The sequence below is a fragment of the Brenneria sp. hezel4-2-4 genome (assembly GCF_013155275.1).
Taxonomy (GTDB): Bacteria; Pseudomonadota; Gammaproteobacteria; order Enterobacterales; family Enterobacteriaceae; genus Brenneria.
The window spans coordinates 865,742-889,800 of record NZ_JABJXS010000001.1; the positions used below are offsets into that span (position 1 = coordinate 865,742).

At 55.5% G+C, this 24,059-nt stretch carries 16 protein-coding genes and 1 pseudogene; 2 read left to right on the forward strand and 15 right to left on the reverse strand.

Features of this window, described 5'->3' with window-relative positions; translation table 11 throughout:
• Positions 1–48 precede the first annotated feature (48 nt).
• From HOY33_RS03945 to iolD, 11 genes are all read right to left on the reverse strand, one after another.
• Positions 49–858: an SDR family oxidoreductase gene (locus HOY33_RS03945; RefSeq protein WP_172288718.1), complete on the reverse strand. Its 810-nt coding sequence runs from the start codon at positions 856–858 to the stop codon at positions 49–51.
• Positions 859–860: 2 nt separating this feature from the next.
• Positions 861–2,543: a hydantoinase B/oxoprolinase family protein gene (locus HOY33_RS03950; RefSeq protein ID WP_172288720.1), complete on the reverse strand. Its 1,683-nt coding sequence runs from the start codon at positions 2,541–2,543 to the stop codon at positions 861–863.
• On the reverse strand, positions 2,543–4,630 hold the full coding sequence (locus HOY33_RS03955; protein WP_172288722.1) for a hydantoinase/oxoprolinase family protein: 2,088 nt from the start codon (positions 4,628–4,630) through the stop codon (positions 2,543–2,545). The genes HOY33_RS03950 and HOY33_RS03955 overlap by 1 nt, the downstream gene beginning before the upstream one ends.
• Before the next feature lie 54 nt (positions 4,631–4,684).
• On the reverse strand, positions 4,685–6,025 hold the full coding sequence (locus tag HOY33_RS03960) for an MFS transporter (RefSeq protein WP_172288724.1): 1,341 nt from the start codon (positions 6,023–6,025) through the stop codon (positions 4,685–4,687).
• Positions 6,026–6,099: 74 nt separating this feature from the next.
• Positions 6,100–6,732, reverse strand: a complete 633-nt coding sequence (locus tag HOY33_RS03965; protein ID WP_172288726.1) for an RraA family protein — start codon at positions 6,730–6,732, stop codon at positions 6,100–6,102.
• 643 nt (positions 6,733–7,375) lie between these two features.
• Positions 7,376–8,407: an ABC transporter permease gene (locus HOY33_RS03970; RefSeq protein ID WP_172288728.1), complete on the reverse strand. Its 1,032-nt coding sequence runs from the start codon at positions 8,405–8,407 to the stop codon at positions 7,376–7,378.
• Positions 8,408–8,423: 16 nt separating this feature from the next.
• Entirely contained in the window at positions 8,424–9,908 is a 1,485-nt protein-coding gene (locus tag HOY33_RS03975; RefSeq protein ID WP_172288730.1) for a sugar ABC transporter ATP-binding protein, read from the reverse strand.
• 32 nt (positions 9,909–9,940) lie between these two features.
• Positions 9,941–10,864: a sugar ABC transporter substrate-binding protein gene (locus HOY33_RS03980; protein WP_172288732.1), complete on the reverse strand. Its 924-nt coding sequence runs from the start codon at positions 10,862–10,864 to the stop codon at positions 9,941–9,943.
• Positions 10,865–11,360: 496 nt separating this feature from the next.
• On the reverse strand, positions 11,361–12,575 hold the full coding sequence (locus tag HOY33_RS03985; RefSeq protein ID WP_172288734.1) for an arabinose transporter: 1,215 nt from the start codon (positions 12,573–12,575) through the stop codon (positions 11,361–11,363).
• Between the two features lie 190 nt (positions 12,576–12,765).
• Complete coding sequence (locus HOY33_RS03990) at positions 12,766–13,650, reverse strand: sugar phosphate isomerase/epimerase family protein (RefSeq protein WP_172288736.1); 885 nt, start codon at positions 13,648–13,650, stop codon at positions 12,766–12,768.
• Between the two features lie 89 nt (positions 13,651–13,739).
• The gene (gene iolD, locus HOY33_RS03995; RefSeq protein ID WP_172288738.1) at positions 13,740–15,680 is read right to left on the reverse strand and encodes a 3D-(3,5/4)-trihydroxycyclohexane-1,2-dione acylhydrolase (decyclizing); all 1,941 of its coding nucleotides are present in this window, start codon (positions 15,678–15,680) and stop codon (positions 13,740–13,742) included.
• A 477-nt stretch (positions 15,681–16,157) separates the two neighbouring features.
• On the opposite strand from iolD, the gene iolC reads away from it, so the two are divergent.
• Positions 16,158–18,077, forward strand: a complete 1,920-nt coding sequence (iolC, locus tag HOY33_RS04000; protein WP_172288740.1) for a 5-dehydro-2-deoxygluconokinase — start codon at positions 16,158–16,160, stop codon at positions 18,075–18,077.
• Between the two features lie 280 nt (positions 18,078–18,357).
• A complete protein-coding gene (locus HOY33_RS04005) occupies positions 18,358–19,212 on the forward strand; it encodes a MurR/RpiR family transcriptional regulator (protein ID WP_172288742.1) in 855 nt (284 codons plus the stop codon).
• A gap of 140 nt (positions 19,213–19,352) precedes the next feature.
• On the opposite strand, the gene iolB is transcribed toward HOY33_RS04005, so the two are convergent.
• The 4 genes and pseudogenes from iolB to HOY33_RS20595 form a co-directional block, all read right to left on the reverse strand.
• Positions 19,353–20,186 (reverse strand): 5-deoxy-glucuronate isomerase, encoded by an 834-nt coding sequence (gene iolB / locus HOY33_RS04010; protein ID WP_172288744.1) that lies wholly within the window; start codon positions 20,184–20,186, stop codon positions 19,353–19,355.
• Between the two features lie 24 nt (positions 20,187–20,210).
• Positions 20,211–21,716: a CoA-acylating methylmalonate-semialdehyde dehydrogenase gene (locus HOY33_RS04015; protein WP_172288746.1), complete on the reverse strand. Its 1,506-nt coding sequence runs from the start codon at positions 21,714–21,716 to the stop codon at positions 20,211–20,213.
• 454 nt (positions 21,717–22,170) lie between these two features.
• On the reverse strand, positions 22,171–23,673 hold the full coding sequence (locus tag HOY33_RS04020) for a sugar porter family MFS transporter (RefSeq protein ID WP_172288748.1): 1,503 nt from the start codon (positions 23,671–23,673) through the stop codon (positions 22,171–22,173).
• Positions 23,674–23,880: 207 nt separating this feature from the next.
• Positions 23,881–24,059, reverse strand: a pseudogene (locus HOY33_RS20595) (gfo/Idh/MocA family oxidoreductase); the annotation flags it as partial.

A 24,059-nucleotide genomic window follows, 5' to 3' on the forward strand; every position in this document is an offset into this window, starting at 1 on the left:
CTCACCTTATCTTAATGATATTCATGGTTAATCATTGGGCTGCGGAGCTTAGCGATAGTTTTCCCTTTCGGCGCGACATTCCGGCGGCGCGCCTTTCCAGCGGCTCACCTCAAGATCGCCGGAGATGTCGCGCTGGTAGGCCGGCGCAACGATCAGTTCTTCAATCACGGTGCGCGGCGGCAATGCCGCACACAGTAAAATAGCTTCAGCCACATCCTCCGGCTGTACCATGGTCTCACGCACGCTCTTGACCGGCGGGTTGGCGCGGTTGTCCATGATCGGCGTATTCACCTCGCCCGGTAAAATGCAGGTGGCGCGGATCCCCTGATTGCGAAACGTGTTGTGCAGATAGGTCATGAAATTACGCACGCCGGCTTTCGCAGCGCCATAGGCCGCGCCGCCCAGTAAATTCGGCCGTAGCGCGGCGAGGGAGGACACTGTAATAATGCTGCCGCCGCCGCGTTGCAGCATGTCGGGCAGCACCGCCTGAGTCAGCAGGAACACGGCCTTCAGGTTCACATCCTGCACCTGTTGCCACTCATCCTCTTCAATCCAGCGGGCGTTCAATACCTTGCTGGCGCTGCCGGCATTGTTGACCAGAATATCCACCGCCCCCAGTTGTTCAATCGTCCAATTCACCAGACTCACCACCTGGGATTTTTGTTCGATATGCGCGGCATGCACCCAGGCCTCTCCCCCTTGCTCGCGGATACCCGCGGCCACCTGATCCAGCACCGTCTGCCGACGCCCGACCAGCACTACTTTAGCCCCTTTCGCCGCCAGCAGTTCGGCGGTGCTGCGGCCGATCCCGCTCCCCGCGCCGGTAACGATGGCGACTTTGCCAAGTAAAGCATTCATAGTTATCTCCACTCCGTGTTGTCGAGGCTAAAACCGTAATCGCGCAATGCCCCTTCCGCCGTGATATAGCCTTGCTGTAGATCGTACACAATGGCCTCTTTCGCTCGCTCGGCGACCGGCATTTTTCCGCCGCCGCCGGGCATCTGGATAGTGACTTCATCGCCGGGGAACACATCATGACGTCCCACCGGTTTTTCCAACTGCCGTCCGTTAATGGCGATGTAGTTCGGCGCCCCGGCCTGCCCCCCCAGCACCCCCTGCGCCGGATGTTTCTGGCGCGAATAGAACATGCTGTGCGACAGCGGAAATTTGCCCAGATTGCGGATCACCATGCGCTGCGCCAGCCCGCCGCGATAGCGCCCTGCGCCGCCGGAGTCCGGGACAATGGCCTTTTGCAGGAACAGCAGCGGCGTCGCGGATTCAATCAGTTCGATCGGCGTCGACGACATGTTGCCGGGGAACCCGGTCACGATGCCGTCGGCGTGCGGTCGCGCCCCGGTGCCGCCGTTGACGCACAGGCTTTCCACGAAACGCCGGCCGTCGTCCAGTTGACCGGCGAACACGTCGCAGGTGACCGGCGCGCTGCCGGAGTGGCCCATTACGCGCTCCGGCATCACCTCGGCCAGCGCGGAGAAAATGGCGGCATGCGCCATGTGGCCGACGCGGTTACGCATCTCGACGGCGCAAGGCGGTCGCGCATTGGCGATCGAGCCTTCCGGGGCAGTCACGGTAATCGATTTGAAACAACCTTCATTGTTCGGCAGATGCGGCTCCAGCAGACACTTCAGCGGATAGACGCTGTAGGCGTAGGTAAATGACATCGGGCAGTTGCTGCCAAACAGCGATTCGTCGGACGAGCCGGTATAGTCGATAACCACATTGCTCCCCTCAACGATCACCGCGACGTGCAAATGGATATCGCCTTCATAGTCGCCGATATCGACAGAGGCCTCGTAGCGGCCATCCGGCACCGCCAGAATCGCCTTGCGCATCGCATTTTCCGTTAGCGAATGGATCTTCTCCGCCAGCGGTTCGACGCGGCTGATGTGCAGATCGTCCATCAGTGCCAGCAGGCCGTCGGCGCCAATCTGGTTAGCCGCCAGCATGGCATGCAGATCGCCCTGCACCTGATCCGGCGAGCGCACGTTGGCCAGCAGCAAATCCAGCAGTTGCTGATTCACTTCACCGGCCACGATCAGCTTGCTCGGCGGGATCAAAAAGCCTTCTTCATAGATGTCGCGCGACGACCCCATATTCAGCGAGCCGCCGATATCGGACATATGCGCCGCCGAACCGGTAAAGGCCACCAGTTCGCCGTCACGGAAAACCGGCGTCACAATGGTGACATCATTCAGGTGACCGGTGCCCAGCCAGGGATCGTTGGTGATCAGGCTGTCTCCCGGCTTCAGCGTTTCAGCCGGGAATTTCGCCAGCAGATGACGCACCGTGGCGGGCATAGTGCCGATAAAAACCGGTACGCTGGCCTTCGGCTGCGCCAGTGAATGGCCTTGCGCATCCATCAACAGGCAGGAGTAATCGCCCACTTCACGGATAATGCTGGAGAACGCCATGCTGATTAACGTTGCCGCCGCTTCTTCAGAAATGCTGACCAGACGATCCCAGGTGATGCGCAGGCTGATGGGATCGTTCAGGAAATCGAGGTTGTCTTCAGTACGGGTATTCATCAGTGGATCTCCATCAAGATATTGCCCTGCTGATCCAGCGTGGCGGTCGCCCCCGGCCCAACGTAGATCGCGCACTCTTTCTCTTGCAGTAAGGCGGGGCCGGCGACGGGTTCCGCCACCGTCAACAGGCTGCGCGGGATCACCCGGCACGGGCTGAAGCCCAGCTCGCGGCCAAGGTAAACCGCCAGCGTTTTTTCATGCTCGTCGCTCGCGTTGCCGCTTTGCTGCCCGCCGGCGGCAATGGCTGGCGGCGTGGTCTGCACGCGTCCGCGCCAGTTCACCACCTCCACGCCCTGTCCGGGCAGGGTGCGGCCAAAACGCGCGTAATGCGCGGTTTCAAACGCCGCGATCAGCGAGGCGATATCGCCTTGCGTCAGGAACGCATCCGGCAACATAACCGTCAGTTCGGAACCCTGCCCGACGTAGCGGACGTCCGCCAGTTTCTGGGTCGATGCGCTTTGCGGATCGACGTTAGCCGCCGCCAGGGTGGTGAAGGCTTCATCAAAGCCTTCGGCAAATACCGCGTGGATGGCATTAAAATCCAGCCCCGGCAGCAAGCGGCAGCGGTCGCTGCGCACAAAGTCGGCGCAGGGCGGCGCCGTCAGCAAACCGAATGCCGAATACACGCCGGCGCCGTCCGGGAAGTAAACACGCTTCACGCTCAGCAATTTCGCCAGCGACCAGGCATGACTCGGGCCGGCGCCGCCAAAGGCCAGCATAGTCATCTGCTGCGGGCTGACGCCCTTTTCCACCGCATGGGTGCGCAACGCTTCGGCCATTTTATTGTTGGCGACCTGATGAATGCCCCAGGCGGCATCTTCGATGCTCAACCCCAGCGGCTCCGCCACGCGGCCGATGGCGCGCCGCGCCGCGTCCACATCCAGCGTCATCCGTCCGCCGAGGAAAGCGTGCGGATCAAGCAGCCCCAACACCACGTTGGCATCGGTCACGGTCGGCAACTCGCCGCCGCGGCCGTAACAAGCCGGCCCCGGGAAGGCGCTGGCGCTCTCCGGGCCGATTTCCAGCAGACCGAGCGAATCGACCCGGGCGATACTGCCGCCGCCGGCGCCAATTTCAATCATATCGACCACCGGCAGTTTTACCGGCAGACCGCTGCCTTTCAGCAGGCGATCGGCGCGGCCGACCTCATAATCGGTGGTAATGGAAGGCTCGCCGTTGCGCACCACACAGGCTTTGGCGGTGGTTCCGCCCATGTCAAACGCCAGCACCTGCGGATGTTGGTTCTTACGGGCGAACGCCGCCGTCGCGACGATGCCGCCCGCCGGGCCGGATTCGATAATGCGCGTCGGGTACTCCGCCGCCACCTGCGGCGCCATCAATCCGCCATTGGAACCCATCACCAGCCAGTCGCAGGTAAAGCCTCCTTCGCGCAACTTATTTTCCAGACGCGACATATAGCGTTTGGCTTTCGGCTGGACAAACGCATTCATCGCCGTCAGCACGCCGCGATCATACTCACGGATTTCGCGCGATACCCGGTGCGACACAGAGATGGATACGCCAGGCAGTTCACGCGACAGAATCGCGGCGATTTGATTCTCATGTTCCGGCCAGGCATAGGCATGCATGCACAGCACCGCCACCGCTTCGTATTGCCGCGCCCGCAGCTCGGCGGCCAGCGTAATCACCTCACTGGCGTCCAGCGGCGTAATCACCTCGCCCCGACTGGTGACGCGCTCGTTCAACTCATAAGCATCGGAACGCGGCAGCAACGGCGCGGCCGGCGCGCCATTCAGGTCGTAGATGTCGTAACGGTATTCACGCCCCATGATTAATACGTCGCGAAACCCTTTGGTCACCACAAATGCCGTCCTGGCGCCGCGACGTTCCAGCAACGCATTGATCGCCAACGTGGTGCCATGCGTAATGGTGTGAACCTGTTTTGCCTCTACTCCGGCAATCTCCAAAAGCTGCGTCAGACCGATATACGCGCCTTCAGAGGGATCTTCCGGCGTGGTCAACGTTTTGTGGCGTAGCGCATAGCCAGTGGCATCGTCCAACAGCACCAAATCGGTAAAAGTACCGCCGATATCAAATCCCATTCGCCACGTTGATGCGTGTTTCATAATTACCTCGATTGCTTCTCGGGTTACTCAAAAATTCATGCTTTGGCCGGTGACTTACGCGTCACGCAGCGGTTTTCCGGCGGTTTCTTGCAGATAAATGGCGCTAACCAACGTTAAACAGGCGGTGAGCATCACCATATAACTCGGGATGCTGGCGATGCCGGTCAAGCCAATCAGCCAGGTCATCAGCAGCGGCGCCGAACCGCCAAAAATCACCGTGGAAACGTTGAAACCAATGCTATAGGCGCTGTAACGCACCGTCGTCGGGAACATCTCGGCCAGCGTGCTTTGAATCACCCCGGCGTGACCGGCAAAGGCAAAGGCCAGCAACATGGCGGACATACACGCCAGCGGCAGCATGCCGAGCGTCAGCAGCCAGAAACACGGCCAGGCCAGCAACGCCAATGCCACCGCCGAGGCAATCAACAGCGGCTTGCGCCCCAGGCGATCCGACAGCCAGGCCATCATCGGAATGGCGCCGATAATGGTCAGCAGGCCGCAGGCGGTCACCAGCAGACTCTGTACCTGAGTAAAGTGCATCACCTTATTGAGGTAGGTCGGCATATAAACGAACAGGATGTAATAACCGGGGCCGTTTACCGCCGGCAGCGTGATCGCCAGACCGATGGCCTTCAGGTGACGCCGCGAAGTGAACACTTCTTTCAACGGGTTGCGAACGATGCGCTTATGGCGCTGCATCATCCGAAAATGCGGCGTATCTTCCATCCGTGAACGGATATAGAAACCGATCATCGCCATGGGGATCGCCAACAGGAAAGGAATACGCCAGCCCCAGGCGCGCATGGCGTCGGCGCCGAACAGATTGATCAATCCGCCAATCAACAGGCTGCCGAACAGCAGAGCGACGAAAGACCCCATCACCAGCGGCGACATCACGACCGCGCGTCGGTGATCCTCGGCGTACTCGGCCACAAAAGATCCTGCGCCGGATACCTCGCCGCCGGCGGAGAAGCCTTGCACCAGACGCAGCAGAATCAACAGCGCCGGCGCCACCCAGCCAATGCTTTCATAGCTTGGCAGCAGACCGATGGCGGCCGTGGCGAGCGAAATCATCAGCAGCAGAATGGCCAGCAGCTTCTGACGGCCAATCTTATCGCCCAGATAACCGCAAATTACGCCGCCGAAAGGTCTGACGACAAAACTGACGGTAAAACCCACGTAGGTCAGTATCAGACCTGCATTGGTGGTGCCCACGTCATTCGCCATAAAGACCAGAACCAGCGTGCTGACCAGCAGGCCGTAAATGCCGTAGTCATACCATTCAACGAATGAGCCGATACCACCGGCCAGTGAAGCGCGTCTGACCGCGTTATTCTGGGCGTCTTCTTTCACCGGTATGGAATAGTTCATGGGTATAGCTTGTGATTTATTCATTGTTCTGCCCTGCAATAGTGTTAATGTTCCGCCGATGCACGGTACGGTGGTGCAACGGGCCGCCATGCGTCAGATCACCGATACTGTCGCGTCACTTCCGCGGTCAGTTCGGCTTCTCGTTTCGCCACTTCTTTAACACGCGCTAAAATGGCCTCGGCTCGCCAGAGTGGGATGATGGCGACGCCATCATCGTCAGCCACCACGATATCGCCGGCAGAGCAAACCACGCCGCCGATAGCCACCGGTTCACCGATCACCCCCGGGCCATTCTTATAAGGCCCTGCAGGTGTCGTGCCACGAGCGAAGGTCGGGAACCCCGTCGACTCGATAACTTTGCGATCGCGCACCGCGCCATCCAACACCTGACCGTGGGCGCCGGCATGCTGAAAGCGCTGGGTCAGTTGCTCGCCGACCAACGCGCGATCGACATGACCGAGGCCGTTAATCATCACCACATCGCCCGGTTCGACGTAATCCAGCGCTTTAATCACCGCCGCGTTATCACCCGCGGCGACCAACACCGGTAAAGCGAACCCGACAAATTGCACGCCGGGAAACAACGGGACGATGCCGGCATCGCACATCCCCAAACGCTCCATCGCGTCACCAATATTGGCGACCGGGAAAGGTTTAAATGCGGCCAGCCACTCGCGTGAAGGACGTTGCCAACGTGGCGCTATACGAATATCTGCATTTTCTAATGACATGGGTTTACTCCCCGCAATGAGATCACGTGTGATTAATATTCTGTTCTTTCGTTTTTAATTGAAAAGAAATTACCTAATGAGAAACTTTTATCACTTTTAAATCGCAGCGGTCAAATAAAACAAACAGAGGAAATTCATATATTACATGGCGTAAAAATAAGAAATAGTTTTGACTGAACCTGGTTTAACTAAAAAATAATACATAAAAATCAATGGTATAATACAAAAATACCGATGAGAAATCATTATGATAAAATGAATTAACAAGGGGGGTAATAAACAAAAAAAGTATACTTAATACATTTAAAGGAAAAAATTAAAACCTATGAATTTATTTTCACAAACATCATTAAATGAAATTTAAATCGCCATAAATATACGCACAATAATAGTGATTTAATGCACGTTATAGGTGCAGCATTATTTTAATCATTAAATAACGCTCAGTTAATGGCTGAAAAAACACGCCAGGTCCGCACCATCATGAAGCATGGTCATGCCATCCAATGCGGGTAACGACAAAAAAACCGGAAATGAGCGTCAACAAAACGCGGCGGCGTTCATGCGGGGGATAAGGGGCGCGGGATACGTTGGCTACCAGGCCATCATCACTTTCGTTCCGATGGCCGTCGCCAGGCTATCGCTAGAATTTTTTGCGGTTACGGTGCATATCAATAGAAACCGCGCTGACGATAATCAGGCCTTTGATGATGTCCTGAATATAGGCATCGACGCCGACAAAAGTGAAGCCGCTCTTGATCAGACCGAGGATCACAGCGCCAATCAGCGTGCCGGTAATGCGTCCGACGCCCCCCATCAGGCTGCTGCCGCCGATAACTGCCGCCGCGATGGCGTCCAGTTCATAGGTCATCCCCATGCTCGACTGGCCGCTGCTGACGCGCGCGGCCAACACCACGCCCGCCAGTCCGGAAAGCCCGCCGGCGATGGTGTAGACAATCACCAGGTATTTGTTGACGTTGATGCCGGAGACCTTTGCCGAGATCATGTTGCCGCCGATGGCGTAAACGTATTTTCCGTAACGGGTGTGCTTCAACGCGATATGGAAGATCACCACCACCACCAGAAAAATGACTACCGGCATGGCGCCCTGTCCGATAGCGCTAAAGCCATCGGAAAGAAAGCTTATCGGGTTGCCGTGGGTATAGTATTGCGCCAGACCGCGCGCCGATACCATCATCCCCAGCGTGGCGATAAAGGGCGGAATACCGGTTTTGGTGATCAATATGCCGTTGATCAAACCGCAAATCACCCCCACGCCGATCCCCGCGCCTATCGGGATCGCCGCCGGCAGATCGACCAGCGACGGATACATCGGCGACAGGCTGTCGGAGGTCTGCGCCAGACTGGCTGCCACCACGGCGGTCAGCGCGATCACCGAGCCAGACGAAAGGTCTATCCCGGTGGTGATGATGATCTGAGTCACGCCCACCGCAATAATCCCGATAATAGCCACCTGCAATATGATCAGCAGCAGACGGTTCGGGTTCATCAGAAAGGATTGATCGCGCACATACCAACCGATGATTTCAAACACCAGGGCAATACCGATCATGACAATAAAGATCCCGGTGTCTTTCGGCATCCTGTTCTTCAGCCAATCAGGCAAGAGAAAGCGTTTGGCGGGCTGTTGCGAAGACTCTTTTATATTATTCATGTCCATTCCTTACGTCTTATCTGGATGCCAGCGACAAAATGGTTTCCTGGTCGGCATCCTCTTTATTGAGAATGCCGGTGATACGGCCTTCATGCATCACCATGACCCGATCGCTCATACCAAGAATTTCCGGGAGTTCCGACGACACCATAATGATGGCGACACCACGGTTGGCCAGTTCACTGATCAAGCGATAAATTTCCGCCTTGGCGCCCACATCGATCCCGCGCGTGGGTTCATCAAGGATCAGAATTTTCGGCTGTGCCAATAGCCAGCGGGCAATCAATACCTTTTGCTGGTTACCGCCGCTCAGGTTATTAATGATTTGATCCATCGTTGGGGTTTTAATATTCAGCCGTCTGATTTGCGCCATGCACTCTTCGGCCATCTGCACGTGTCTGATGAAACCGTTTTTACCGATGTAATCCGGCAGTTTGACGATGCTCATGTTTTCCATCACCGACAGCACCAGAAATAAGCCGGACTTTTTGCGGTCTTCCGTGAGGAACGCCAGCCCTTTTTCTATCGCCGTCGACGGGGAGTCCACCGTGGTTGGCACGCCGTCTATCAGGATCTCGCCGGCATCGGGCGGCGCCATGCCGAACAGGCTTTCCATCACCTCACTGCGCCCCGCGCCCACCAGACCGGCGACGCCGAGGATTTCTCCACGGCGCAGCGAAAAGCTGACATCATGGAATATCCCCTGGCGAGTCAGCCCGCGAACCGTCAGGACTTCTTCTCCTATGGCATTATTAAATTTCGGAAACAGCTGGGTTAATTCGCGCCCCACCATTTGGGTGATCAGCGACTGACGCGAAAGGTTGGCGGTCTGATCGCTGCTAATCCAGCAGCCATCGCGGAAAATACTGACTTCATCGGTAATCGCAAACACCTCATCCATTTTGTGACTGATATAGATGATGGCTTTTCCCTGGGCGCGCAAATCGCGAATAATGGTAAACAGGTGGGCGACTTCCGTTTCCGTCAGCGCTGACGTCGGCTCGTCCATAATAATGATGTCTGAATTCCACGAAACGGCCTTGGCAATCTCCACCATTTGCTGATTGGCGATGCTTAAATCCCCCACCAGTCGCTCCGGCGGCAGACGAATATTGAGCCTGTCGAGCAGCGCAATGGTCTGGGAATTAAGCCGGGCGTGATCGACAAACCCATACTTCAACGGTTCACGCCCCAACCAGATGTTTTCAGCAATGGTCATATAGGGAACCAGATTGAGTTCCTGGTGGATCATTGAGATCCCCGCGTGCAGGGCGGCCTGAGTGTTGTCAAACTGTACCGTTTTCCCCTTCATGCGGATCACGCCGTTGTCGGGACGGTAAATGCCGATAAGGCATTTCATTAACGTAGACTTGCCCGCGCCATTTTCCCCCATCAGCGCATGGACGGTTCCCGCTTTGATCCGCAACGAAACATTGTTGAGCGCCTTCACACCAGGGAAAAACTTGCTAATACCTTCGGCTTCAAGTGCATAAGCAGTCATATTTCACCTCCGAGCTACGGTGTCAGAAACGATTATTTAGTGTTGCGGCTAGCGAATTCCTGATAGTTATCTTTGGTAATCAACTCGAAGGGAACCAGCACAGCGGACTCTACTTTTTCGCCGCCGATCAATTTCATTGCGGTATCGACAGCGCCTTCCCCCTGTCCCTGGGCACTCTGGAACACCGTGGCGACCATTTTGCCGTTTTTGATGAACTGCAACGCATCCGGCGTGCCGTCCACGCCGGCAACCAGTATGTTGTTCGAATTGCGGCCCAGAGCCTGCAATGCGCCGATAGCCATTTCATCGTTGTTGGAGGCAATGGCGTTAATTTCTTTACCGGTGGTCAACCAATTGGTCACCAGATCGACCGCTTCGTTACGCGACCACTTCGCCGTTTGCTCTTCCACTATCCTGATGTCGGGGTATTTAGCGATCACGGATTTGACGCCTTTGGTGCGTTCACGGGTGGATTCATTGGATAATTCGCCCAGCAGAATTGCCACGTTGCCCTTATAGTCCATCGACTTTGCCAACGCTTCCATCTGCAACTGCCCCGCCACCTGTGAATCGGAACCGACGTAGGCCATTTTGCTGCCCAGCGCGGCCTGGGGATCGCGGTTGACAAACACCAGAGGAATACCGGACGCGTCGACGACTTTGATGATGGGCTGCACGGCATCGGTATCCACCGGCACGATAATAATCGCGTCCACGCCCTGACCAATGAAGTTCTGTACCTGCTGGAGCTGCTGCGCCACATCGCCTTTGGCATCTTCCATATGAATTTTGGCCCCTGCTTCCTGAACTTTTCTTTGAATGTTATGCCGCAGGATGGTTTGCCAGTTGTCATCAAATACCGCCATGGAAGCGCCAATCAATATCTCTTTGGCATGACTGGTGAGCGGTAACATGCAGGCGAACAATATGGCCAAGACTGTGTTTTTGATATTCATGATCAATCCTCATCACTCATTGTTATGTGCAGGTACGTGAAGATCATAATGAAAAATATTTTTTACATTAATTCAACGCAGCTGCTGGCACGTATCGGGTTCACAGCGCAATCTCCAGCAATAGTTCAGATTTTTTCTCGATCTCCTAATTGCTTTAACACATTGATAAAAATAAATTTTTAAAAAACACCCTGGCGTGGGTTAGGTGATTTTGACGCCAGACAGGTAAAATCAGTTTTTTTATTTCATATTTATTAATTTAAAACGTATTACATAAAAGCATTGAAATGAATATTTTAAAAACAGGAAAAAACAAAAATTTGACATATATCCAACATTTGATTGAAAAATGTTCAAGAATGAGAGCTACCTCAGAGGATAGAAATGAAAGACCGGGAGAGAATTCATTGTGGGTTGATCGGCATAATGCGGGTTGTGTCGAAAGGGGAAGGTGCGCCGACCTTCCCGCAGCGCGAATTATTTAGAGCGGATACCGTTAGTCATTCGAAGGTACTGCGGCAGACATACTTTTTATCATCAGAATTTGCACCACCATCACACCCAGCAGCGCACATGCGGCAGCCGCTAAAAACACACTGCGATAGCCCGCCCAGGTTGCCAGCGTTCCGATCAGCGGCCCGGTGATGCCATAGGCGATATCCTGAAAGGCGGAATATCCTCCCAATGCCGTACCTCGCACCTGCTGGCCCACTCGCTTAAGCACTTCAACGCCCAGAGAAGGGAAAATCAGCGAGCATCCTCCTCCGGTCAGTGCGGCGCCAATGAGAGCGAACCAGGCGGTGGGCGCCTGCCAGATGCATATCAAACCCACACACTCCAGCAGCAACGAATACCTGGCAACCCAAAATCCGCCGCGCCGATCGGGCAGCGATCCAAAGCACAACCTCACCGCAATAAAACTTACGCCAAAGGCGGTCAGGGCAAAACCCGCATTCCCCCACTGTTGTTCAGCAAAATACAGCGAAATAAAAGCGCTAAGCGCCGCAAAACCGACGCCTTGCAAAGCCAACGCCACCCCTGGCCGCCATATCTGACCGACAACGGAAAACAGGGACTGACGCGTAGTGCCGTTCTTCGCAACGCTCGGCACACTGAAATTGCACACCAGCGCCAGGAGAGGCAACAGCAAAGTCATCATCCCCAGCGCAAAAAATCCCCATAGCTGATAAATGACTAATCCAACCGGCGCGCTTACCGCCAGTGCGCCGTATGTCGCCATCCCGTTCCAGGACATCACCTTGCCGGAGTGCGCGGCGCCGGCCAGACCGATTCCCCATGTCAGATTGCCCGTCAGCAGTTGACTTTCTCCCAGCCCGAGCAGTATCCGCCCCAGCAAAAGCACCCCAAACGCCCACATCATGCTATCGGGCGATACCAGCAGATCGGATACCAGATAGGCCATTCCCGACAATCCGCAGGTAAGCAACCCAAAGTAGGTCGTCCGTTTGGCGCCTTTATTATCAGCCGAACGCCCCGCATAGCTGCGGGTCAACACCGTGGCTAAAAACTGAAGGCCCACGGTCAAACCGACCAGGGTGTTATTTAGCCCCAGCACCTGATGTACATATAACGGAATCGCGGTCAGCGGCAGCCCAACGGTCATGTATGCAATAAACATGGCGATGCTGATACGCAGCAAGGAATGATGTTGGTAAGAGGGAGATATTTTTAGCTGTGCAGGAGCAGACATTTTTTCCTCACGAAGACGACTTTCGGGCAATCAGCCCTTAACAAACGATCGGAGAATCAATCCTGTTTTTGATGGCGGCTCAATGCAAGAAATGCCCGCCTGCGCAGGCATCGCGGTCAAGGGCGATATCAACGACAGGACAGACAATATGCCCGGCCGCCAGTCATCCATTGACCGGCGGCCTGACGGCTTACCGGCCCAGCAATTCCCGCTCGATAAGCTCGCGGGTTTCCACTGCCTGGTATTTCATTTTTTCCGGATAACCGAACAGCGAGGCGGCAATAATCGACTCCCCCCCCACCTTGAAGGTGCGATTGGCAAAGTCCATTTCCCGCAGCGTCTGAAACAGCGCGTCGAAATCCACCTCACCTTCGCCGACCCCCACATGCTGATGGACGACGGCGTCAACGCCCGGCGGGTTGACGATGTAACGGCAATGCTTGGTATGGTTCATGGTATCGGCAATCAGCACATGGGAAAGATCGTCCCCGGCATATTTCAGCATGCTGGCCACGTCCCCGACGCCTTTGTCGTAGAAAAAGGTGTGCGGCACGCTATAGAGATACTTCACATTCTCGCTGCGCAGGGATTTGACCATATCGGCGGTCGGGTTGCTCTCTTCACAGAAATCCCAGGGATGGGACTGGATTTCAATGCGGATGCCTTCACGCTCGGCGATCGGCAACAGTTCTTCCATGGACTTGTACCACATTTCCTCACAAATCTCCGGCTGGTTAGGGTCTCCCGCCAACTCGGTATTGATAACCGGCACTCCCATTTCAACCGCAATCTCAATCATGCGCTTCCAGTTTTTTACCGCCGCCTGGCGTCGGGCCTCATCAGGACCGGACCAGCGATAGACCACGATGAATGACGAAATTTCCACGTTGTTATCGCGCAATGCCTTCTTATACTCGCTTACCAGTTCCCGGCTAGCCTTGGGATACTTGTAAAACGGGTTGATACGCGGATGCGGTGATTGTTCAATATAGCGATATCCCCAGTCGGCTACCTGCCTGACCATATCCGTGATGCTCATTTCTTTAATCACATCAACATCAAAAGCGATTTTCATTGGGTTTACTCCTTCACTTGCATCGTTGAGTCAAGGGGGTTTGGGCGGCGGCGAGCGTCCTGCCGCCCTAATATCATCATCATTGCCGATCAGTAACGCCGCGCCCGTTCGGTATTGTCCGCCAGCATACGCGCAACCGCCTGAACCGACTCGCTTTCGGAAACCTCGGCTCCCCCGACCCGCCACCAGCTGAAATACTTGTGGATCATCGTCTTGGGCAACACTTTGATATCCAGTAAGGTGGAGACGGTCTGCCGACGGGCATCCTCAAGAGCGTGATGCAGTTCTTCCAGGGTGGTGACCCGGTAGCTCTTGCAGCCGTAACCCTCGGCGATTTTGGCGAAATCCACCGGCACCAGGCCGCCGTCAAGTCTGGACGGCGAACCGTCGCGGAAACGAAATTCGGTAAAGAAGCTGTTCATGCCGTGTTCCATCTGCAAATTGTTGATGCAACCATTGGTCATGTTATCCAGCAACACCACGTTGATTTTGCGGCGTTCCTGAATGGAGGTGACCAGCTCGGAGTGCAGCATCATGAACGAGCCGTCTCCCACCAGGGCATAAACTTCGCGATCCGGTTCCGCCAGCTTGACGCCCAGCGCGGCATTCACCTCATATCCCATGCAGGAATAGCCATACTCGACGTGGTAACCGTGCGTATCGGTAGTGCGCCATATACGCTGGAGATCGCCAGGCAGGCTGCCGGCGGCGGCGACGATCACCGCATTGCGCGGAATGGTGCGGTTTAGCACCCCCAGCACCCGGCTTTGGGTCAGTACGGAACCGGTAAGACGATGAAATTCGGTAAACACTTTCTGACGATCGAGATGATCGTCAATCTCGGGTACGAAATCCTCGCCGGAAAAGTCGACAGCGTAGACGCGATCGGTCTCATCCAGCAACTGCCGCCGCACCTCTTCCACCTTTCCTTCCCAGGCGATCGGCCAGTTTTCAGGCTGTAAACGTTCGTTGAGCGCCACGAGCGCTTCGCGCGCATCAGCCACCAGTTGGCGGCCATCAAGTTTGAACGCGTCGAAACGGCTAACGTTGATATTCAGGAATGACACCTCGGGATTCTGAAATATCCATTTCGACGAGGTGGTAAAATCGGTATAGCGGGTGCCGATACCAATAATCAGATCGGCTTCCTTCGCCAGCAGGTTAGCCGCCAGCGTCCCGGTTTCGCCCACGCCGCCTACGTTCAGCGGATGCTCCGACACCAGCGTACCTTTACCGGCCTGCGTTTCCGCGAAAGGAATATTAAACCGTTCGGCAAACGCCTGGAGCGCCGCGCCGGCGCCGGAATATTTGGCGCCGCCGCCACAGATAATCAGCGGCTTACGTTTGCCGAGCAGCAGCGAGCGCGCGTCGTCCAACATGCCGGCGGTCGGCAGAGTGCGTTCGATGCGGTGCACGCGTTTCTGGAAGAAATAGTCCGGATAATCATAGGCCTCGCCCTGCACATCCTGCGGCAAAGAGAGAGTCACAGCTCCGGTTTCCGCCGGGTCGGTCAACACCCGTATGGCGCTGATGCAGGCGGTCATCAGTTGCTCGGGGCGGACAATCCGATCCCAGTATTTGCTCACCGCCCGGAAAGCATCGTTGGTACTGATGCTTAAGTCATAGGATTGCTCGATCTGTTGCAGCACCGGATCGGGCTGGCGAGTGGCGTAAACGTCGCCCGGCAGCAGCAGCAGCGGAATGCGGTTGGCGCTGGCGGTCGCGGCGGCGGTGACCATATTTGCCGCGCCGGGGCCGACCGACGACGTGCAGGCATAGATCTGACGGCGCAGCGATTGCTTGGCAAAACCAATGGCCGTATGGGCCATGCCCTGCTCGTTGCGCCCCTGATGAATGTGCAGTTGGCCGCAGTCCTGCTCCAGCGCCTGCCCGAGCCCCAATACATTGCCATGGCCGAAAATAGCGAAGATACCTTTGACAAACTTGGTCTCGACGCCGTCAACCTCAACATATTGGTTATCCAGAAAACGCACCAATGCTTGTGCCGTGGTAAGTCTGATCTTGTTCATTTTCCACCCTTCTATATCATCTGGCCTATGGGGGAATGTCCCGTGCTGGCCTGTCAGGTTTCCGGTACATGGTGAGACTTGAGATTATAGTTAGAATGGTTTTCATATAAAAAGACAAATAAAATTAAAATTCCATTTTTGAGAGGCTAATCAAAGAATCAAAATTTCATGGCGCGCCTGCGCTTTCCACCATCGTTTTTCGCTCATTATTGACGGTGTCAATTGGATAAAATACCCGTTAATTACATAAAGTTAATTTTAAAAATCAGCAATATAATTGAAAATTGCTTTTTTAAAACCGATCGACTGAAGTCAGCGTTAAAAATCAACATTCTCGTTCGTCCGGTTGAATTTTGATGCTATTTTGTCACTAAAATTGAATTTATAAATTCCATTTATATTGAAAATGAAATCTTTAATCCTCATAATAAACCAACATCAAATGGCTTTCTTCCTAATACTTTAGAGGAAATACACATGGGCACAGCGCAGAAACAGCTTGATGTCATCTGCATCGGACGTATCGCGATCGATCTCTACGGACAACAAATCGGCGCGCGTTTGGAAGACATGACGACATTTTCCAAATACCTGGGCGGATCTTCCGGCAACGTGGCCTACGGCACGGCGGTCCAGGGATTAAAATCCGGCATGCTGGCACGCGTCGGCGACGAACACATGGGCCGATTCCTGCGTGAAGAACTGCAACGTGCCGGTGTGGATACCCAATACCTGATTACCGATAAAGAGCGTCTGACGGCGCTGGTGATCCTCGGGGTTAAGGATCAGGAAACGTTCCCGCTGATTTTTTACCGTGAAAATTGCGCCGACATGGCTCTCTCGCCGGACGATATCGACGAAAGCTATATCGCCTCCTCACGGGCGGTGGCGGTGACCGGCACCCACCTTTCGCATCCCAATACCCGCGCCGCCGTACTCAAGGCGCTGGACTTCGCCAAACGCCACGGCCTGCGCCGCGCGCTGGATATTGACTATCGTCCGGTGCTGTGGGGGTTGACCTCGCTCGGCGACGGTGAAACCCGCTTTATTTCTTCCGAACGGGTCACCCGGGAGCTACAGGATGTGCTGCATCACTTTGATCTGATTGTCGGCACGGAGGAAGAATTCCATATTGCCGGCGGCACCACCGATACGCTGGCGGCGCTGCGCAACGTGAGACGCGTCAGTCAGGCAACGCTGGTGTGTAAGCGCGGCGCTCAGGGTTGTTCGGTGTTTGAAGGCGAGATCCCGGACAGTTGGGACGCCGTCGCGCTGCAAAGAGGCGTGCGGGTGGAGGTGCTCAACGTGCTCGGCGCCGGCGACGCTTTCATGTCCGGCCTGCTGCGCGGCTACCTGAACGGCGAGAGCTGGGAGCAGGCCTGCCGCTACGCCAATGCCTGCGGCGCCCTGGTGGTCTCCCGCCACGGCTGCGCGCCGGCCATGCCGACCAAGACCGAACTGGATGATTATCTGTCGCGCGTGGACAGCGTCAAACAGCCGGATAAAGATCCCCGCCTGAACCACCTGCACCGGGTGACCACCCGTAAACAGGCCTGGCCCGAACTCTGCATCTTCGCCTTTGATCACCGCAAGCAGTTGGTCGATCTCGCCGTCGCCGCCGGTAAGTCGCCGGATGAGATCCCCAGGCTGAAACAGTTGCTGCTTGAGGGGGCCCGCGAAGCCGCCGCCGCGACCGGTCTTGACGGCAACGCCGGCATCCTGGCCGATACCACTTTCGGCCAGGCGGCGCTGAACGACATCACCGGCCAGGGCTGGTGGATCGGCCGGCCGATAGAATTGCCCAGTTCGCGTCCGCTGCGCCTTGAACACGGCGATATCGGTTCTCAGCTGGTTAGCTGGCCGCTGGAGCATGTGGTCAAGTGTCTGGTGTTCTATCATCCTGCGGACCCGGAATCACTCCGGCTGGAGCAGGAAGCGCTGATAAGCGAGGTCTATCATGCCTGCCAGCAGTCCGGCCACGAGCTGCTGCTGGAGCTTATCCTGCCGGAAAGCAACCCCGACCGGGATGAGAAGCACTATGCGACCCTGTTGCAGCGCTTCTATTCGTTGGGCGTACAGCCTGACTGGTGGAAATTGCCGCCCATGTCGTCCCAAGGGTGGCAGGATATCGGCCGCATCATTGAAGAAAACGATGCCTACTGCCGCGGTGTCCTGATCCTCGGTCTGGATGCGCCGGAGGCCGTTCTGAAACAAGGTTTCGCCGCCGCGGCCGACGCGCCATGCGTCAAAGGTTTCGCCGTCGGGCGCACCATTTTCGCCGAAGCCTCCGATCGGTGGTTTCGCGGCAAGCTGGACGATCGACAACTGGTCGATGCCGTCAAACAGCGCTTTATGACCCTTATCGAGTACTGGCGCCTTTACCGGCCGGTACGCTGACCGTTAACCATCTGACCGCCAGGCGCCTGCCTGGCGGTTTCTTTTGCGAAGTGAAATAATTTTTTCATGCCGCGCGAAATAAATCCGCAGCGCCGCTCCAGCTAAAAAAACCGACCGGCCATACTCACGGGAGCTGATACCATTCATAGCCCTTACCGAGTCTAAGCTTGACCCCCTTCAAAGTATGGCTTGATATTTTCAATAATATGTTGATTTGAAATTTCTAATCGTAATAATCATTCCTAGCGCTCTCGCCCTGACTGACTATTAAGTGGTTTCCATGACAACAGTTTCCCAACTCTCGTCGTTGCAAGATGAAATACGCGACCGATACGATTCGCTTAGCAAACGGCTGAAACAGGTGGCGCGCTATATGCTGGATAACAGCAGCAGCATTCCGTTTGAAACGATCGCCTCCATTGCTGAAAAAGCCGATGTTCCGCCTTCAACGCTGATCCGCTTCGCCAATGCATTCGGCTTTGACGGATTCAACGAAATGAAACAGGTATTCCGTCAAGACCTGATGGAGGGGACCGTCAGCTATACCAATCGCGTCAGGCTGTTCCGGCAGACCGCCAGTAAAGATACGGCCGCGCCGGAAACGCCGATGGAAATACTGAATATGTTCAGTATGGTTAACAGCACGGCATTACAGCAGTTACCCGGGCAGGTAAACGAAGCGGATCTCAATACGGCGGTGAAACTGCTGGACGAAGCCGACAATATTTATATCATCGGCCTGCGGCGCTCATTCAGCATCGCCTCTTATCTGACCTATGCTCTGCGTCATCTGGAACGACGGGCGTTTCTTATCGATGGTTTGGGCGGCATGTTCAACGAACAGTTAAGCATGGTGAAACCTTCCGATGTGGTGGTCGCCATCAGTTACTCGCCCTATGCTCAGGAAGTGGTGGATTTGGTATCGCTCGGCGCCAAGAGCGGCGTCAGACAGATTGCCATTACCGACAGCATGGTCAGCCCGCTGGCGGCGTTCAGCGACGTCTGCTTTGTGGTGCGCGAGGCTCAGGTGGACGGTTTCCGTTCTCAGGTATCATCCATGTGCCTGTCCCAGACGCTGATGCTGTCGCTGGCGATGAATAACGCCGCCCGCGCCGCCGGCAATACGCCATCCTGATGCAAGATTGACCGACTTCTCTGACCGGCGACCGTCCGGTCAGCCTCGATTCAACACCACCGTCGCCGCATAAAAAACTGCACCTGAATCAGTTGGTATCCAACCTTTAGGGTGCAGTTCCGTAACACGGACGGTATCTATTATGGTATCGGTCTTGATGCCCGGGGATAAGCGTCGGAGTTAATCCAGGCGTGATCTTTTTCCCAGGTAAACTGCCATTTACGTACCGGACCGGCCATCACATTCAGGTAATAGCTGTCATAACCGGCGATCGTCGCCACCGGATGATAACCGCGCGGCACTTTCACCACATCGCCGTTATACACCGCCATACACTCGTCCAGGCTGCGATCGTCGGTATACACCCGCTGTAGGCAGAAGCCGCGCGCCGGATCGAGCCGATGATAGTAGGTCTCCTCCAGATAAGTCTCATCGGGCGAGTTTTCCTGATCGTGCTTATGGCTGGGGTATGAGCTGGTATTCCCCTCATCGGTATAAACCTCGACCACCAGCAGGCTGTCGGCCGCTTCGGTCTCCGGCAAAATATTATGCACCAGACGCTGATTGCGCCCCTTGCCGCGCTGTTCCACCCCCACGTCCCGGGGGGCAATCAACCGCGCCGGCAGATCGCCGTGACCGGGCGCGCTGCACACCGCCAGTTCCAGATCGCTCTCGGCCGCCACGCTGACCCGATCGTGGTGCGGCACATACACTGAAAAAGGCGGTATGCGCTCAAAGGGACTCATTCTTTTACCAATATGACTAAACTCGGCATGGCGCGTGGCGATGCTGGCTATCCCGGCCACCAGCACCAGGCAAAGCTCGCGATCGCCGCTCTCCAACTCAAGCGTCTGTCCGGCTTTAAGCTGCCAGGCATCAAAACCCACGTAACGCCAGCCGGCATTTTCCGGCGTAATATGCTGCCGGTGTCCGTCGGCATCGTCCGTCCGATATTTTGATAACAGTTCGCTCACGTCATCCTCCTGTTGAATAGATGATTATCCCAGCGTCGGCATGCTGTATTCCGATACGGTGAGCTGTCCGGTCGGCCAACGGGTGGTCACGGTCTTCATTCGGGTATAGAAGCGCACACCGTCGGTCCCGTGTACGTTCAATGCCCCGAATACCGAGCGTTTCCAGCCGCCAAACGAGTGAAACGCCACCGGAACCGGAACCGGCACATTGACCCCGACCATACCGGCCTGTACCCGATGAGTGAAGTCGCGAGCATAGCGGCCGCTGCTGGTGAAAATGGCGCTACCGTTGCCGAACTCGTGGCTATTAACGATGTTCAGCGCGGTTTCGTAGTCAGGCGCGCGCACGACGCCCAGCACTGGTCCGAAAATCTCCTCCCGGTAAATCACCATATCGGTGGTGACGTTATCGAACAGCGTACCGCCGACATAGAATCCTTCCTCATGGCCTTCCACATTATAACCGCGACCGTCGATAACCACGGTAGCGCCTTCTTTCTCGCCCTGATCGATATAATTCAGCACTTTTTTCTGATGGACCGAGGAGATAACCGGCCCCATTTCATTTTCCTTGCCGCTGCCTTTAGCGCCGGGACCCACGCGCAGTTCGGCGATCAGCGGTTTGAGTTTGGCGATCAGTTTGTCTGCGGTTTCATCCCCGACCACCACCACGATAGGCAGCGCCATACAGCGCTCACCGGCGGAACCGAAAGCCCCGCCCATCACCGCATTGACCGTTGCGTCCAGATCGGCATCGGGCATGACGATAGCGTGGTTTTTGGCGGCGCCGAAAGCCTGTACCCGTTTGCCGTGAGCGCTGGCGGTTTTGTAGATATGCTCCGCCACGCCGGATGAACCGACGAAACTGACCGCCTGAATGCGCGGATCGCTGGTCAGCAGGCTGGCCTCGTCGTTACCGCAGTGCACCACGTTGAATACGCCATCGGGCAAGCCCGCCTCGGTCAGCAGCTCCGCCATGCGAACGGAAGCCGACGGGTCGGCGGCCGGCGGTTTGAGCACAAAAGTGTTGCCGCAGGCCAGCGCAATCGGGAACATCCACATCGGCACCATCGCCGGGAAGTTGAACGGCGTAATGCCGGCCACTACCCCCAGCGGCTGCATGATCGAGAAACTATCCACGCCGGTGCCGACATCGGCGGAGTAGTCGCCCTTGATAAGATGCGGAATGCCGCAGGCAAACTCCACCACTTCTATGCCGCGGGTCAGTTCACCCAGCGCATCGGAAAACACCTTACCGTGCTCGCTGACAATCAACTCGGCCAGTTCATCGCGATGCAGTTCCAGCAGCGTTTTGAAATTGAACAGGATACGGGCACGACGCAGCGGCGTGGTTTTCGCCCACTGTTCAAATGCGGCATGGGCGATACCGATGGCTTCCTTCACTTCATCATGGGTGCTTAACGTGACCTGACTCGCTACCTTGCCGGTAGCAGGATTGTATACCGGAGAGGTATTGTTGCTTGTGCTAATCCGCTGTTTGCCGCCGATGTAATTACCCACTATCTTCATCTTGTCTCACCCTCGTCTACTGAACCACTCCCACACCTGGCTCGGTTCGGGAGATAAAATCGCTTGCCGCAGTGACCCATCTTGGTAAAGGTCAGGGCTTAAGAGCCGTCGCTGGCGAGCGACTATATGATAGTAACAATAGTGTTATGAAAAAAATATTTCAAATAAATTATTTTGAAATTTTCATTTAGTGTGAGCTGACGCATACTTTGCCGGGTAATAAATCATGGCGTCTCGTCGCGCTATGCCGCTATGCCAGGCAGTATCCATGCGTCTTGACTGGGAGCGGATAAATCAAGGGCCGCGCAGTGAGGCCGATCGAGAACTTATCCCATTTCAATGAAAGCATTTGCCGTTAGATCGGCGTTCGGTATAACGCCTACCGGTGATTCCCGAATAAGCGTCATACTGATTTACCGAAAACTATCTCTTGCCAGGTTAGGTGATATCGCGTTTAGGGTTCCTGCGTTTTACCGGCAGTTTGCCTGAGCTGATTACGCTCGGCTTTTTTAGCGGCTTTAGCGGCAAAGTCACTATCATATTTATCACGCAGATAATGTTCGATCTGCTCCAGACTGCGGTTGCGTGTTTCAGGAATGTATTTCAGAACAAATACGATGCCGAACAGACCGATCACCCCGTAGGTACAGAATGCGCCCGCCAGACCAAACGTATCGAGCAGTATGGGGAATGACATGGCAATAAAGACATTTGCCCCCCACAGCGCGCATACCGCGCCGCCCATACAGATCCCGCGAATTTTGACGGGAAACATTTCAGACAGCATCAGCCAGATGACCGGCGCATAGGCACCCTGCAAAAAGCACAGGAACAACAGCATCCCGCCCAACACCAGATAGCTGCGCAACAGGTTCACGTCGCCGCCGACATGCTCGGGCATAAAGCCGGAAATAGCCGCCAGTAAGAACAGACAGCAGGTACAACCAATCTGTCCCAGCGCGGCCATGGTGCGTCGGCCGATATAACCGAGCAACACAATGCCGATCATCACCATAATGACCGAAACCACGCCGTTTGCGATAGTAGCGAACAAGGCGGCGTCGGTGCTTAACCCGGTGTTTTGTAAAATGGTCGGCGCATAATACATGATGCTGTTTACGGCGGTGGCCGCATGGAAAAAGGCAAATGCAACGCCGATAAGGAACACCTTACGCATCCATGGCACACGCAGATCTTTCAGGGAACCTTTCTGACGGGACTGTTCCGCCACGGTTTCCTCGATCTCCATCATTTCCCACTCAACGTCTTCCTTTGCCCGCGTTTTATTTAATACATTCCGCGCTTCGGCAAGGCGGCCCTTCAGCGCGTACCAGCGCGGCGTATCGGGCATATACAGCATACCGAACCACAGTAAAATGGCGGGAATGGTGGCAATACCCAGCATCCAGCGCCAGGTGTTCTCGCCGCCCCAGATTTCGTTAAAAGCAAAGTTCGAGACATAGGCGAGCAATTGACCGGTTACGATCATTAATTCACTGATGGTAACCAATTGTCCCCGCCGGTTAGCCGGGGCGATTTCAGCAAGATACACAGGCACCGTCGTGCCGGCGCCGCCGACCGCCAATCCCAGGATGACACGGGAAAATACCATCACGGTCAGATTGGGCGCCAGCGCTGTTCCCAGCGCGCCGATCGCAAAGATGACGGCCAGTATCAGGATGATTTTCCGGCGGCCGAGCCTGTCGGCAAGCGAACCGGATACGACTGCCCCAGTGGCGGCGCCCACTAAGAGCGAACTGGTTACCAGACCGGTGGTGAAAGGGGTTAATTGCATTTCCGGGCCCATAAACAGCAGAACGCCGGAAATGACGCCAGTATCGTATCCAAACAGCAGACCACCCAGTGTGGCGATAGCGGCAATTACTTTGACTAAAGGCTCAGTTTTGGCGTTGCTGTTAGGACCTGATGCAGGGTTTTTAGTAATATAATGTTCCATTGAGTCAAACTCCAAATAGGGCTAGGTCATTGTCATTATTACACTTTCTCTTTACTTCGTTAGGCTGAGATAGCGGTACACGCAGTGGCTGCAACACCTGTTTCAGTCACTGCGAAATGACAAGGTTACTGGCTGATGTCCAGCATCGCCTCGCAGGGCAGATGGCCAAGGCTGTCGGTACAAAATGAAAGTTTCATCGTATTGTCCTTACTCGTAATCGACCCAGGTGGCGCCGCTGTCAGCAGAACGAACACAGTTTTCAATCCAGCGCACCCCTTCCAGACCGGCATCGATATTGGGATAGATTAATTTCTCCAGCGTCGCGGTATCGCCCGTCCGTTTAGCGTGGATGGCGATGGCGCATTGCAGGTAGATATTCGCCCAGG

What these genes read in the sequence shown, in the direction of transcription:
- HOY33_RS03945 (WP_172288718.1), bottom strand. Translation starts at nt 858, where the DNA reads ATGAATGCTTTACTTGGCAAAGTCGCCATCGTTACCGGCGCGGGGAGC.
- HOY33_RS03950 (WP_172288720.1), bottom strand. Translation starts at nt 2,543, where the DNA reads ATGAATACCCGTACTGAAGACAACCTCGATTTCCTGAACGATCCCATC.
- HOY33_RS03955 (WP_172288722.1), bottom strand. Translation starts at nt 4,630, where the DNA reads ATGAAACACGCATCAACGTGGCGAATGGGATTTGATATCGGCGGTACT.
- HOY33_RS03960 (WP_172288724.1), bottom strand. Translation starts at nt 6,025, where the DNA reads ATGAATAAATCACAAGCTATACCCATGAACTATTCCATACCGGTGAAA.
- HOY33_RS03965 (WP_172288726.1), bottom strand. Translation starts at nt 6,732, where the DNA reads ATGTCATTAGAAAATGCAGATATTCGTATAGCGCCACGTTGGCAACGT.
- HOY33_RS03970 (WP_172288728.1), bottom strand. Translation starts at nt 8,407, where the DNA reads ATGAATAATATAAAAGAGTCTTCGCAACAGCCCGCCAAACGCTTTCTC.
- HOY33_RS03975 (WP_172288730.1), bottom strand. Translation starts at nt 9,908, where the DNA reads ATGACTGCTTATGCACTTGAAGCCGAAGGTATTAGCAAGTTTTTCCCT.
- HOY33_RS03980 (WP_172288732.1), bottom strand. Translation starts at nt 10,864, where the DNA reads ATGAATATCAAAAACACAGTCTTGGCCATATTGTTCGCCTGCATGTTA.
- HOY33_RS03985 (WP_172288734.1), bottom strand. Translation starts at nt 12,575, where the DNA reads ATGTCTGCTCCTGCACAGCTAAAAATATCTCCCTCTTACCAACATCAT.
- HOY33_RS03990 (WP_172288736.1), bottom strand. Translation starts at nt 13,650, where the DNA reads ATGAAAATCGCTTTTGATGTTGATGTGATTAAAGAAATGAGCATCACG.
- iolD (WP_172288738.1), bottom strand. Translation starts at nt 15,680, where the DNA reads ATGAACAAGATCAGACTTACCACGGCACAAGCATTGGTGCGTTTTCTG.
- iolC (WP_172288740.1), top strand. Translation starts at nt 16,158, where the DNA reads ATGGGCACAGCGCAGAAACAGCTTGATGTCATCTGCATCGGACGTATC.
- HOY33_RS04005 (WP_172288742.1), top strand. Translation starts at nt 18,358, where the DNA reads ATGACAACAGTTTCCCAACTCTCGTCGTTGCAAGATGAAATACGCGAC.
- HOY33_RS04015 (WP_172288746.1), bottom strand. Translation starts at nt 21,716, where the DNA reads ATGAAGATAGTGGGTAATTACATCGGCGGCAAACAGCGGATTAGCACA.
- HOY33_RS04020 (WP_172288748.1), bottom strand. Translation starts at nt 23,673, where the DNA reads ATGGAACATTATATTACTAAAAACCCTGCATCAGGTCCTAACAGCAAC.